Source organism: Acidovorax sp. GW821-FHT09B03, from assembly GCF_059418305.1.
Map to the genome: position 1 here is coordinate 138,503 of NZ_JBWKPP010000002.1, position 12,515 is coordinate 151,017.

The window sequence follows — 12,515 nt, forward strand, 5'->3', positions numbered from 1 at the left end:
TGCCGCTGCATCGCTACAACACCTACCTACCAGGACCGATCTCCATGACCTACCCCATGCACACCTCCAGCATCCCCGTGTTCCGCCAGATGCTGGGCGCCCTGAAGGACGTGCTCGCCAAGACCGAGGCCCATGCCACCGCGCGCAAGATCGAACCCGACGCGCTGCTGCAGGCCCGCCTGTACCCCGACATGTTCCCCATGGCGCGCCAGGTGCTGATCGCCTGCGACTTCGCCAAGGGCGTGAGCGCGCGCCTGGCCGGTGTCGAGGTGCCGTCCTTCCCCGACGGCGAGCGCCCCGGCTTCGCCGAGCTCAACGAGCGCATCGACACGGTGCTGGCCTTCATCGAAGGCCTGCCCGCCGAGAACTTCGCCGAGGCCGCCACCCGCCAGATCACCCTGCAGCCCGGCACGCCGCGCGAACGGCAGTTCGAGGGCCAGGCCTACCTGCTGCACTACGGCCTGCCGCAGTTCTTCTTCCACGTGACGACCGCCTATGCGCTGGCACGCCACAACGGCGTGGAGCTGGGCAAGAAGGACTACATGGGCAAGGCCTGAGCCAAGGCCGCGGGCACCTTCCGGGGACCGGCGTCATGCCTTGAACGTCACCCAGGGCCGAAGCCGCACAGCCGGTCGCACCAGCCCTGCCGACTCCTGGGCGTCGATCACCGGCCCGATGGGTTTGTAGGCCTGCGGTGCCTCCTCGATGCGGCGCTCCTCGCGCAGCGTCACGCACTGCCAGCCCTGCTCGCCAGCGTTGGCCGGATCGGGGCGCATCGCCCGCATGGCCTGGCGCCGCATGCTTCGACCTGCGCCATGGCTGCAGGACCAGAGCCATTCGGCCGACCCCAGGCCTGTCACCAGGTAGGAGGCATCCCCCATGGACCCCGGAATCAGCGCGAAGTCGCCTTCGTTCGCTGGGGTGGCTCCCTTGCGATGGATGTTCATCCCTTTCTCTTGCAGGACCACGTTGTGCGGCACATCCACCACCAGGCGCGAATCGGACGCGCCGATGAGCTGTTCCAGGTCCTTGCGGACCAGCTCGGCCAGCACGACGCGGTTGGCCCAGGCGTACCGGGCGGCAACGCCCATGGCTTGCAGGTATTCCTCAGCCAGAGGCCCTGACAGACCATACAAGCCGCTGGCGGGGTGCCTCTGCCCGTGCGGCCATTCAGCCTTGGCGCGGTCCATCCAGGCCTGGCCCACGTAGAAGCCGATGTCGCGTGAGCCACTGTGGATCATCACCACCACGTCACCAGCGCGCAGTCCGGCATGGTAGGCGGCATGCCGGTCCAGGATCTTCTCGACCACCTGCAACTCGACGAAATGGTTGCCCGAGCCCACGGTGCCCAGGCAGGGGTCGCGGAACACGGCATGCCGTTCCTGCAAGTAGGCGTCGGGCGCGTAGCGTGCACTGCCACCGAAGCTCGCCAGGCCAATGCATTGATCGAGCTCGGCATGCAAGCGGGCCGTGTCGGTATGGGCCCAAATCCCGTCGCTACCCAACCGGTCGATAAAGGCCTGCGGCCCTTCATCGAAGAGCGCGCGGAACGCTCGGGTAGTCACAGGTACGTCGCGCCCGTTGTTCAGCAGACTTGCCGTGAGCAGATTGACCAGCCGCTCCTTGTGCGGGGCCAACTGGTCCAGCCGGGCGCCCGTGGTCAGCAGGCGAACGCTGCAGTTGATGTCCGTGCCGATGGCGGCCGGAATCACAAAGTCTGCGGGCGTGGCCACGATGCTGCCGACGGGCGCCACCGTGCCCGGGTGAAAGTCCGGTGTGGCGCAGGCCCGGCAGACAGCGGCGTGCCCATCCGGCCGCTGTACGGCTGCAAAGGCCAGGAGCTGGCGAACTGCCTTGTCCTCCAAGGGGAGGCTTTCGGGCAAAAGAATATGGGCCTCGGTCTGGCCATCGCGCACATGGTAGATGCCGTCGCGATAGTCCAGGGCGATGCCGGTGCGCGCAAAGGCGCGCTGAAGTCGTTGGTAGGTACCCATGGCTGCAAATTCCGCGAGGCCGGTTGGCACTCGCTGTGTCCGGGGCGCTTCGGTCGTGTGAAGCAGCCTGATCCCGGACGATGAAAGACACCCGGGGCCTGTGAGGGCCCGGGAAGCGTCCTTCTTGCAGCAGCAGGGTCAAGAAAGGAAAGGCGCGCAGTATATCCGTGCCGCTCCGGGCTGGGCAAGCGGGAGTGGCGGGCAATGCAATTGCAATACGCAAAAAAAGCCTGCTATAATCGCAGGCTTCGACACATAGGAGAGGTGGCAGAGTGGTCGAATGTACCTGACTCGAAATCAGGCGTAGTGGCAACACTACCGTGGGTTCGAATCCCACCCTCTCCGCCACTGACAAAGCCCCGTGCCATCGCAAATGGCTCGGGGCTTTTTCTTTTGCCCATCGCATCCTTGGCAGGGCTGGCTTGGTGCGCGCGCCCATGGGCCGTGGGATCGTGGGTCATGCTCGCTTTCTGCATCTCACCCGTTTGTCGCTATCTCTTGGGTTCTCTTCGTGTGAGAATTTGCAGGTAGATTCATTCGCCCTGCTTTGCCAGTTCCTGACGTCAAAAGGATGTGTTCATGATGCTTCGTAAAACTGCCGCTGCCTTCGCCTTCGTCGCTGGTGCGGTCATGATGTTGCCGGCCCACGCGGCCGACCCCGCCGTGTTCGACGCGGCCACGGGCCGCCTGCGCTTCCCCATCCTGCAGATCGACGGCAACCTCAAGTTCCGCGACGTGGTGATCCAGCTGGTCTCGCCCGGCCAGCTGCGCCTCAACGATTCCAGCGTGGGTGCGGACATCAGCTTCACCTCGGCGGGCAATGTGCTGCGCATTCCGCAGCTGAACTTCGGTGGCACCCTCTACCCTGCCGTCAGCTTGACCGGCCCCGGCTTCACGCTGGTGAGCTTCGGTGATGTGGTCATCGATGCCGGCACCCCCAGCAACGCCACCCTGGACATCCGCGTGACGGCCCAGGGCACGCCCGTGCCCCTGATCACCATCAACAACATGCCCAAGCCCAGCAACCAGGCCGCGTTCTGCAGCGATCCCGCGCTGCAGCAGACGGTGCTGGAAAACGCCGGCGCTGCGCAGGCCACCTGGACCATGTCGACCTGCACCTTCAGCGGCAACACCGGCCGCATGACGGGTACGCTGACCATCACCACGCCCGTGGCGGCCGCCATCCCTATCGTCGCGAACTTCACCTACCGCTGATCGGCCGGTTCAGTGCGGCTGGGCCTCGATGTGGCCCGGCGCATCCACCTGCACCGTGGCATGGCCGATGCCATGCGCGCGGCGCAGGTAGCCGGCCACCTGTGCCGGCAGGGCCAGCGGGTCGGTGCCCGGTGCGGGCGCCACATGCACCGTGGCCACGGTGCTCTCGTCCGTCAGGGTCCAGGCATGGAAGTGGCCCACCTCGGCCACGCCGGGCAGGGCGCGGATGCCCGCCGCCGCTGCCGCCAGGTCCAGCCCCTTGGGCACGGCCTGCAGCAGCACCACCAGCGCATCCGACACCAGCCCCCAGGCCGAGCGCACCACCAGCACGGCCACCAGCACCGAGAGCAGCGGGTCGAGCACCGTCCAGCCCGTGGCCATGATGCCGATGGCCGCCGCGATGGCGCCCACCGAGCCGAGCAGATCCCCGACCACATGCAGCAGGGCGCCGCGCAGGTTGCCGTCGTTGCGCTCGCCACGCATGAGGATCCAGGCGCCCACCAGGTTCACCGCCAGGCCGATGGTCGCCACGATGAGCATGGGTCCGGCCTGCACTTCCGAGGGCGTGCGAAGGCGCTGCACGGCTTCCCAGGCGATCCAGGCCACGAGCAGCAGCAGCGAGGCCCCGTTGGCCAGTGCCGCAAGCACGCGCGCGCGGTGAAAACCGTAGGTGCGCTTCAGGTCCGGAGTGCGCCGCGCCACGCGGTAGGCAATCAGCGCAAGCAGCAAGGCCGCCGCGTCGGAGACCATGTGCCCGGCATCGGCGATCAGCGCCAGCGAGCCCGACAGCGCCCCGCCCACGGCCTGCACCGCGGCATAGCCCGCCGTCATCAGGAAGACCAGGCGGATGCGCTGCTCGTTGGAGGCGGTGACCGACGGTGCATGGCTGTGCTCGCCGCCCTGTGAATGGCCGTGGTCGTGGTCCCCGTGCCCGTGGGGCTCGCCGGGTGCGTGGGCGTGTGGTTCGTGCATGGCGGTCATTCTGGACCAGGCGGAGCGGCTGTCCCTCAGGCCCGCCCGGCGGCCTCCGCCGCCTGCACCAGCGCCTGGCGCAAGGCTTTGGCAAAACGTGGGTCGGTCACCGCGCCCACGTTGAAGCGCGACCAGCGCGAGGTGGCTGCAAAGTCCACCGAGAAGATGCGCCCCGGTGCCATGACGATCTTGCGCGGCAGCATCTGCTGGGCGAAGGCCAGCGAGTCCTGCACTCCCGGCAGGGCCACCCACTGGTACAGCGACTGCGGGTTGCGTGTGAACACCTCGGCACCCACGGCGTCGAAGAGCTGCGTGGCGCTCTGCGTGGCCGCGGCCAGACGGTCGCGCAGGCGCTGGATGTGGCGCTGGTAGTGGCCTTCGCTCAGGATCACGTCCACGGTGCGCTCGCTGTACTCCGAACTGCTCACGTGGATCAACGCCTTGAGGTCGGCAATGTCGCTGGCCAGGTCGGCCCCGCAGGCGATGTACCCCACGCGCAGCGCGGCCGAGAAGGACTTGGAGAAGCTGCCGATGTAGATCGTGCGTTCGAGCTGGTCCAGCGAAGACAGGCGCGGCGCGCTGGTGGGCTTGAAGTCGGCCAGCGGGTCGTTCTCCACGATCATCAGGTCGTACTTCTGCGCCAGCTGCAGCACGCGGTAGGCCTTGGCCGCCGTGAGGTCCGAGCCCGTGGGGTTGTGCGCCACCGACTGGGTGAAGAACAGCCGCGGCTTGTGCACGATGAGCAGCTGCTCCAGCGCGTCGAGGTCGGGCCCGTCGGCCAGGCGCGGCACGCCCACGATGTGCGCGCCCGCCAGCTTGAGCTTGCCGAACAACGGGTAGTAGCCCGGGTCGTCCACCAGCACCGGCGCGCCCGGCGGCACGAAGTAGCGCACCACGATGTCCATGGCCTCGTTGGCCCCGTGCGTGAGCACGATCTGCCGCGGCTCGGTGCCGATGCCCAGGTCCGCGAGCTTGCGCACCAAGTGGTTGCGCAACGGCTCGTAGCCGAAGCGGTTGCCGTAGCGGAACAGGGCCCCGAGACCGGTGCGCACCACCTTGTGGTGGAACTTGTCCAGGCGCACGTCGGCCAGCCATTCCACGGGCGGAAAGCCATCGCCCACGGCCAGTTCGCCGGGCTCGGACTTGAGCTGCTCGCGCATCAGCCAGACGATGTCCATGGCGCGGCCGAGTGAGCCGGCCTCTTCCTCCTGGGCGGAGGCCTGGGGCTGCGCGCGCACGAAGTAGCCCGAGCCCCGGCGCGGCTCGATCAGCCCGCGCGCCACCAGCATCTCGAAGGCCGCGACGATGGTGTTCTTGGCATAGCCGTGCAGTTGCGCCAGCTCGCGCAGCGAGGGCAGCTTGTCCCCCGCCTGGTAGGCGCCGTCGCGGATCTGGCGGTCGATGGAGTCGGCCAGGGTGAGGGTCAGCGAGGAGGTCTTGGGCGCGGCTTTCATGGGGGTTCCAAAGCGGTTGGGCCACTATGACACAGCCCATGTGTACCCGGACAGATGGGACAACTGTCCCTGAAAACTGTACCTATCGACACTGGTACAGATGGCCTAGAGTCCGCCCCATCGCCCAACGACTTACATCCCGAGGACAACCCCAAATGGTCGCCGACTCCCGCCTTCCCCAGTTCCGTGCACTCAGCCCTGCCCAGCGTTTCGACCACGTGGTGCAGGCTGCGGGGCTCACCGCCGACGAGGCCGCGCTGCTGGCCCGGCCCGGCGCGCTGGGCGTGGAGCGGGCCAACGGCATGATCGAGAACGTCATCGGCACCTTCGAGTTGCCCTTGGCCGTGGCCGGCAACTTCCAGGTCAATGGCCGCGAGGTGCTCGTGCCCATGGTGGTGGAGGAGCCCTCGGTGGTGGCCGCGGCCTCGTACATGGCCAAGCTGGCGCGCGAGTGCGGGGGCTTCCAGGCATCGAGCACCGGGCCGCTGATGCGTGCCCAGGTGCAGGTGATCGGCGTCGCAGACCCGCATGGCGCGCGCCAGGCCCTGCTGCTGCAGCGCGAGGCGATCCTGGCCGTGGCCAACAGCCGCGACAAGGTGCTGATCGGCCTGGGCGGCGGCTGCCGCGACATCGAGGTGCATGTGTTCGACGACGCGCCGCGTGGCGCCATGGTCGTCATGCACCTCATCGTGGACGTGCGCGACGCCATGGGCGCCAACACCGTCAACACCATGGCCGAGGCCGTCTCGCCGCTGGTGGAGCAGATCACCGGCGGCACGGTGCGCCTGCGCATCCTGTCCAACCTGGCCGACCTGCGCCTGGCCCGGGCGCGCGTGCGGCTCACGCCCGAGGTGATGGCCACGGCAGAGCACAGTGGCGAGCGCATCATCGACGGCATCGTCGACGCCTGCAGCTTCGCCGTGATCGATCCCTACCGCGCGGCCACGCACAACAAGGGCATCATGAACGGCATCGACCCCGTCATCGTCGCCACCGGCAACGACTGGCGCGCGGTGGAGGCCGGCGCCCATGCCTACGCCTGCCGCGGTGGGCGCTACACCTCGCTCACGCGCTGGGAGAAGGACGCCAGCGGCGCCCTGGTCGGCAGCATCGAGATGCCCATGCCCGTGGGCCTGGTGGGTGGCGCCACCAAGACCCACCCGCTGGCGCGCCTGGCCTTGCGTATCCTCGGCGTGCAGTCGGCGCAGGAGCTGGGCGAGGTGGCCGTGGCCGTGGGCCTGGCGCAGAACCTGGGCGCGCTGCGCGCACTCTCCACCGAAGGCATCCAGCGCGGCCACATGGCGCTGCATGCCCGCAACATCGCACTGGTGGCTGGCGCCTCGGGGGACGAGATCGACCGCATTGCCAAACAGATGGCGCAGGAGCACGACGTGCGCGTGGACCGCGCGCTGGCGCTGCTGGCAGAGATCAGAAGCTGACAGAGCCCTCGGGCAAGCCCGGCAGGCCCGCAACAGGGCCGCCTTTTCCAATGACAACGACAGGAGACAAGACATGACGACGAAGACGCTGAACCACCGCATTCCCTCCCTGGTCCGGCCGCTGATCGCGGCCGCGGCGCTGGCGCTTGGCCTGTCCGCGGCCCAGGCGCAGGACATCCGCTTCGGCTTCAATGCCGACCAGTCGGGCACCGGCGCCGCCGAGCTGGGCGTGGCTGCGCGCCATGGCTTCGACCTGGCCATCGAGGACATCAACAAGGCCGGCGGCCTGTTGGGCAGGAAGGTCGTGGGCATCGTGCGCGACGACACGGGCCAGCCGCCCAAGTCCATCCAGAACATGACCGAGCTGATCGATAGCGAGAAGGTGGCCGCCGTGGTCGGGCCCACCAACTCGGGCAATGCGCTGGCCTGGCTGCACATCCCGCAGCAGAAAAAGGTGCCCGTGATCGTGCCCGTGGCCACGGCCACCGACATCACCAAACGCTACGCCAACGAGGCGCAGAACTACATCTACCGTGTCTCCATGGTGGACCGCGAGCAAGTGGCGCTGCTCATCGCCTACGCCGTCAAGGCCACCAAGAACCAGAAGATCGCCTTCATCGCCGACTCCACGGGCTTTGGCCAGCAGGGCGTGAAGGACCTGACCGAGGTGCTGGCCCTGCACGGCAACAAGGCCGTGGCGGTGGAGAAGTTCGGCCCCAAGGACACGGACATGACCTCGCAGCTGGCCAAGATCCGCGATGCCGGGGCCGACACGCTCATCGTCTACGGCCTGGCCGATGCCAATGCCCAGCTGCTGCGCAGCATGGAGAAGATCAACTACATGCCGACCACGCTGGGCACCTGGGGCAACATGAGCACGCCGCTGCTCAACACGGCGGGCAAGAAACTGGCCGAGCACATCATCTTCGCCACCTCCACGGCCGAGGACAGCAACCCGCGCGCCGTGGCACTGGCGGCCCGCGTGCGCGAGCGCTACCCGCAACTGCCCACCTTCGTGGCGGCCGCGCAGTCCTACGACTCGGTGATGCTGCTGGCCGCCGCCGTGAAGAAGGCTGGCAGCACCGATGGCGACAAGCTCGCCGCCACGCTGGAGAACGGCCTGCCCGACACCCAGGGCGTGGTCAAGCTCTACCAGAAGCCGTTTGCCAAGGGCGACCATGAGGCCCTGTCGGTCGCCGACTTCCACCTGGCGCGCTGGCGCGATGGCAAGGTGTCGGCCTATGAAGACGCCATCACCAAGGCGCTGACGCCGGCCGACTACAAGAAGTGATGCGCGCCCAGCGCGCCAGAGCGGAGCCCCACAGCCCATGACCAATGTCCTGCAAGCCTTGCTGAGCGGCCTGGCCCTCGGTGGAATCTATGCGCTCGTCGCCCTGGGTTTCAGCATCACCCACACGACGACCAAGACGCTCAACTTCGGCCAGGGCGAGTTCCTGGTCGCGGGCTCCTTCATCGCGGTGGCCTCCTTGCTGCTGCTCTCGGGCAAGGGCCACACGGGCGTGCTGGCCGCGGCCGACGTGACGTTTGCGCGCTATGGCCTGGCACTCGTGGTGTCGCTGGCGGTGCTGGCGCTGCTGGGTGTGGTGCTGTACTTCACGGCGGTGCGGCCCTTCGTCGGTGCCACCGGCATGGCCTGGGTCATGAGCACCATCGGCTTCGGCATCATCGTGCAGAACACGGCGCTGGCCATCTGGGGCCCTGGCTCCATGGCCATGCCTTCGCCGCTGGGCGACGAAGTGATCCGCATCGCCGGGGCCGGCATCCGCGCGCAGGAGATCCTGGTGCTGTGCGTCACGGCCGTGATCATGCTGGTGCTGGACCATGTGCTGCGCCGCACCAAGGTCGGCAAGGCCGTGCGTGCGGTGGCGGTGAACAAGCAGGCCGCGGCCCTCATGGGCATCAACGTCGGCGCCATCGTGGTGCTGGCCTTCGTGATCTCGTCGAGCCTGGCAGGGCTGGCCGGCCTGCTGATCGCGCCCATCACCACGGCCTCGGTCTTCATGGGCCTGGCCATCGCGCTCAAGGCGTTTTCGTCGGCCATCGTGGGCGGGCTCACCAACCCGCGCGGCTGCATTGCCGGCGGGTTCATGCTGGGCTGCATCGAAGCCCTGGTGGGCCTGTGGCGGGCCGAGCTGCGCGAGATCACGGTCTTCGCGCTCATCATCCTGGTGCTGGTGGTCAAGCCCGAAGGGCTGTTCGGCCAGAAGCCTTTCGAGAAGGTCTGACCGCACCATGCGCACCCATACCCTTGCGTTCATCGCCGCCGCTGCGGCGGCCGTGCTGGTCCCGCTGGCGATCAGCAACGACTTCCATCTCAAGATCATCTTCACGGCCGGCATGTACTACCTGGCTGCCGCCGGCCTGAACGTGCTGGTCGGCTGGAGCGGGCAGAAGTCGCTCGGCCATGCCGGCCTGTTCGCTGCCGGGGCCTACACGGCGGCGCTGCTCACGGCCCAGGCCGGCTGGAACCCCTGGCTGGCGCTGCTGGCCGCGGCCGTGGTGGCGGGGCTCTTCGGCGTGCTGATCGCGTTGCCCTCGCTGCGCGTCAAGGGGCCGTCGCTGGCCATGGTCACCATCGGCTTCGGCATCGTGGTCGAGAAGATCGTGACCGAATGGCAGGTGCCCTTTGGCGGCCAGCAGGGCATCTACGGCATCGTGCCGCCGTCCATCGGCGGGCGCATGCTGGACATGCGCGGCTGGGCCTGGCTGGTGCTGGCCTTTGCGCTGGCCACCCACCTCCTGCTGCGTACCCTGCTCGGGGGCAAGTACGGCCGCGCCTTCCAGGCCGTGCAGGCGGCGGAGGTGGCGGCCGAGAGCGTGGGCATCGACGTCTACCGCACCAAGGTGCTGGCCTTCGTCCTCAGCGCCGTCACCTGCGGCGTGGCAGGGGCCCTGGTGGCGCAGCAGAACCAGTACATCAACTCCGACTTCATCAGCTTCAACCTGTCGATCTTCCTGCTGCTCATCGTGCTGTTCGGCGGCCCGTCCGTCATGGGTCCGGCGGTGGGCGCCATCGCCCTCACGCTGCTCGACGCCTTCCTCGCGCGCTGGCCCGGGTTGCAGCATTTCACCTACGGGGCGCTGCTGCTGTTTGCGCTCTATGCCATGCCCCAGGGCCTGGCCGGCTCGCTGCAGCGGCTCGGGCGGCGCCTGTGGCCGCGGCTGCAGCAGGCGCCGCCATTGCCGGTGGTGCAGGGCGAGTGGCAGCCGCGCCAGGCCGCGGGGGCACCGGCCGGGGGCGTGATGCTCAACGCCAGCGGGCTGTACAAGGCCTATGGCGGCGTGGTGCCGACCAACGAGGTCAGCCTGTCGCTGCGCGCGGGCCATGTGCATGCGCTGATCGGCCCCAACGGTGCCGGCAAGACCACGCTGCTCAACATCCTCTCGGGCATCGTGGCGCCGGACCGGGGGAGCATCGAATTCGCAGGCCAGGGCATCGCCCGCGTGCGCACCAGCCAGATCTGCCGGCTGGGCATAGGGCGCACGTTCCAGAACCTCAAGCTGTTCACCCACATGAGCGTGCTGGACAACGTGCTGGTGGGCCTGCACCCGCACCTGCGCGTGGGCTTCGGGGCCAGCCTGCTGGGCCTGCCCGCGGCGCGGCGCGAGGAGCGTCAGGCGCGCGAGGAGGCGGTGCGGCTGCTGCAGTTCGTGGGCATGCTCGACCGTGCCCACGACGAGGCCGGCAGCCTGCCCTATGGCCTGCAGCGCCGGCTGGAGCTGGCCCGTGCGCTGGCCACCCAGCCGCGCCTGCTCCTGCTCGACGAGCCGGCTGCCGGCCTGAACCCGCAGGAGACACAGGCGCTGACGGAGCTGATCCGGCGCATCGGCGCCAAGGGCATCACCGTGCTGCTGATCGAGCACCACATGGACCTGGTGATGGCCGTGTCCGACCACGTGGTGGTGCTCGACTACGGTGCCAAGATCGCCGAGGGCACGCCGGCGGCCATGCAGGTGGACCCCAGGGTCGTCGCCGCCTACCTGGGCGTGGATGACGAGGAGGAGAGCATCGCCGTCGCCACACCATCCCCTGTCCCTGCCTGAGGCGTCGTCCATGCTCCAAATCGAACAACTCGCAGTGAACTACGGCGCCATCCAGGCCCTGAAGGGTGTGAGCCTCACGGTGGCGGCCGGGGAGGTGGTGACCCTCATCGGCGGCAACGGCGCGGGCAAGAGCACGCTGATGAAGGCCATCTCGGGCCTGGAGCACTGTGCTGGCGGGCGCATTGTGTTCGACGGCCAGGACCTGGCGCGCACGCCGGCGCACCGGCGCGTGGCCCTGGGCATCGCCCAGTCGCCCGAGGGGCGCCAGGTGTTCCCGGACCAGAGCGTGCGCGACAACCTGCTGCTGGGCGCCTACCTGCGGCCTGCGGGCGATGCATCCGTCGGCTCGGACCTGGAAGCGCAGTTCACCACCTTCCCGCGCCTGCGCGAGCGCCAGCACCAGATGGCCGGCACCCTGAGCGGTGGCGAGCAGCAGATGCTGGCCATCGGCCGGGCACTGATGGCGCGCCCGCGCCTGCTGCTGCTCGACGAGCCCTCGCTGGGCCTGGCGCCGCTGATCGTCAAGGAGATCTTCGGCGTGATCCGCGCGCTCAAGCAGCGCGGCATGACCATCCTGCTGGTGGAGCAGATGGCCAACCAGGCGCTCAAGGTGGCCGACCGGGCCTATGTGCTCAAGACCGGCGAGATCGCCTCGTCGGGCCCGGCCCGGGCCCTGCTGGAAGACCCCGCCGTGCGCGAAGCCTACCTGGGCAAGCACTGAGCCCAGGCCAGGTAGGCCGCCATGCCCAGCATGGCCAGGGCCACGCCCGCGTCGAGCAGGCGCCCGGTGCGCGCAGACGCCATGTGGCGCCGCGCATGCCCGGCACCCGCCACCAGGGCGACAAACCACAACAGCGACGCAGCCACGGCCCCGGCGGCAAAGCCCGGTCGGGCACCGGGGGCCAGCGAGGCACCCACGGTGCCGATGACGAGGACCGTGTCCATCCAGGCGGCCGGGTTCAGCAAGGAGGTCAGCAGCACAGGTCGCAAGCCTGCGGACCGATCCGGCGCGGGGCCCGGGCGTGGTTCATGAACGGGGTGCAAGGCACTGCGCAGGGCCTTGGCGCCATGCACCAGCAGCAGGCCGATGCCCAGCCACAGGGCCGCAGCCTGCCAGCCCGGGGCCTAGTTCAACACGGCCGACAGGCCCAGGATGCCCAGGGCGATCAGGGCGGCATCGCTGCCCACGCCCACGCCGATCAGCACTGCTGCGGGCCGGCCCGCCAGGGCCTCGCGCAGGATGAGGATGTCCTTGGGCCCGGGGCACAGAAAGACACCGAGGCCCAGAATAAAGCCCTGCAGGAGGGAAGAGAGGTCGAACATGGAACATGCCGACAACCTCTCAAGCTGGACCGGTACAGATGGTGTGCCGCCAT

Annotated in this window: 12 protein-coding genes and 1 tRNA gene; 8 read left to right on the top strand and 5 right to left on the bottom strand. The window is 68.6% G+C overall.

The window, feature by feature from the left end:
• The first annotated feature begins 44 nt into the window (after positions 1 to 44).
• The gene (locus AC07PA_RS04015) at positions 45 to 557 is read left to right on the top strand and encodes a DUF1993 domain-containing protein (RefSeq protein WP_494604322.1); all 513 of its coding nucleotides are present in this window, start codon (positions 45 to 47) and stop codon (positions 555 to 557) included.
• Between the two features lie 33 nt (positions 558 to 590).
• Here AC07PA_RS04015 and AC07PA_RS04020 read toward each other — a convergent pair whose 3' ends face one another.
• Positions 591 to 1,994, bottom strand: coding sequence for an RtcB family protein (locus AC07PA_RS04020; protein WP_494604729.1), 1,404 nt, complete (start codon positions 1,992 to 1,994; stop codon positions 591 to 593).
• Between the two features lie 258 nt (positions 1,995 to 2,252).
• On the opposite strand from AC07PA_RS04020, the gene AC07PA_RS04025 reads away from it, so the two are divergent.
• Positions 2,253 to 2,342 (top strand) — tRNA-Ser (locus tag AC07PA_RS04025).
• A gap of 231 nt (positions 2,343 to 2,573) precedes the next feature.
• Positions 2,574 to 3,209 carry an SPRY domain-containing protein gene (locus tag AC07PA_RS04030; RefSeq protein ID WP_494604324.1) on the top strand — a complete coding sequence of 212 codons (636 nt, stop codon included), beginning with the start codon at positions 2,574 to 2,576 and terminating at the stop codon, positions 3,207 to 3,209.
• 9 nt (positions 3,210 to 3,218) lie between these two features.
• Here the strand turns inward: AC07PA_RS04030 and AC07PA_RS04035 are convergent, their stop codons facing one another.
• Both AC07PA_RS04035 and AC07PA_RS04040 read right to left on the bottom strand, forming a co-directional pair.
• Positions 3,219 to 4,181, bottom strand: a complete 963-nt coding sequence (locus tag AC07PA_RS04035; protein ID WP_494604326.1) for a cation diffusion facilitator family transporter — start codon at positions 4,179 to 4,181, stop codon at positions 3,219 to 3,221.
• A gap of 35 nt (positions 4,182 to 4,216) precedes the next feature.
• Positions 4,217 to 5,635 carry an aminotransferase-like domain-containing protein gene (locus tag AC07PA_RS04040; protein WP_494604328.1) on the bottom strand — a complete coding sequence of 473 codons (1,419 nt, stop codon included), beginning with the start codon at positions 5,633 to 5,635 and terminating at the stop codon, positions 4,217 to 4,219.
• A gap of 38 nt (positions 5,636 to 5,673) precedes the next feature.
• Between AC07PA_RS04040 and AC07PA_RS04045 the strand changes: the two genes are divergently transcribed.
• The 5 genes from AC07PA_RS04045 to AC07PA_RS04065 all read left to right on the top strand — a co-directional run bounded on the left by AC07PA_RS04045 (position 5,674) and on the right by AC07PA_RS04065 (position 11,860).
• The gene (locus tag AC07PA_RS04045) at positions 5,674 to 7,074 is read left to right on the top strand and encodes a hydroxymethylglutaryl-CoA reductase, degradative (RefSeq protein ID WP_494604330.1); all 1,401 of its coding nucleotides are present in this window, start codon (positions 5,674 to 5,676) and stop codon (positions 7,072 to 7,074) included.
• Positions 7,075 to 7,147: 73 nt separating this feature from the next.
• Entirely contained in the window at positions 7,148 to 8,365 is a 1,218-nt protein-coding gene (locus tag AC07PA_RS04050) for an ABC transporter substrate-binding protein (RefSeq protein WP_494604332.1), read from the top strand.
• 37 nt (positions 8,366 to 8,402) lie between these two features.
• The gene (locus AC07PA_RS04055) at positions 8,403 to 9,320 is read left to right on the top strand and encodes a branched-chain amino acid ABC transporter permease (RefSeq protein ID WP_494604334.1); all 918 of its coding nucleotides are present in this window, start codon (positions 8,403 to 8,405) and stop codon (positions 9,318 to 9,320) included.
• Positions 9,321 to 9,327: 7 nt separating this feature from the next.
• Positions 9,328 to 11,139, top strand: coding sequence for a branched-chain amino acid ABC transporter ATP-binding protein/permease (locus AC07PA_RS04060; RefSeq protein WP_494604336.1), 1,812 nt, complete (start codon positions 9,328 to 9,330; stop codon positions 11,137 to 11,139).
• Positions 11,140 to 11,149: 10 nt separating this feature from the next.
• Positions 11,150 to 11,860 (top strand): ABC transporter ATP-binding protein, encoded by a 711-nt coding sequence (locus AC07PA_RS04065; RefSeq protein ID WP_494604338.1) that lies wholly within the window; start codon positions 11,150 to 11,152, stop codon positions 11,858 to 11,860.
• Here the strand turns inward: AC07PA_RS04065 and AC07PA_RS04070 are convergent.
• Positions 11,842 to 12,240 (bottom strand): LysE/ArgO family amino acid transporter, encoded by a 399-nt coding sequence (locus AC07PA_RS04070; RefSeq protein WP_494604731.1) that lies wholly within the window; start codon positions 12,238 to 12,240, stop codon positions 11,842 to 11,844. The two genes, AC07PA_RS04065 and AC07PA_RS04070, sit on opposite strands and share 19 nt — an antisense overlap.
• Before the next feature lie 24 nt (positions 12,241 to 12,264).
• Complete coding sequence (locus AC07PA_RS04075) at positions 12,265 to 12,462, bottom strand: hypothetical protein (protein WP_494604340.1); 198 nt, start codon at positions 12,460 to 12,462, stop codon at positions 12,265 to 12,267.
• Between the last annotated feature and the right edge of the window lie 53 nt (positions 12,463 to 12,515).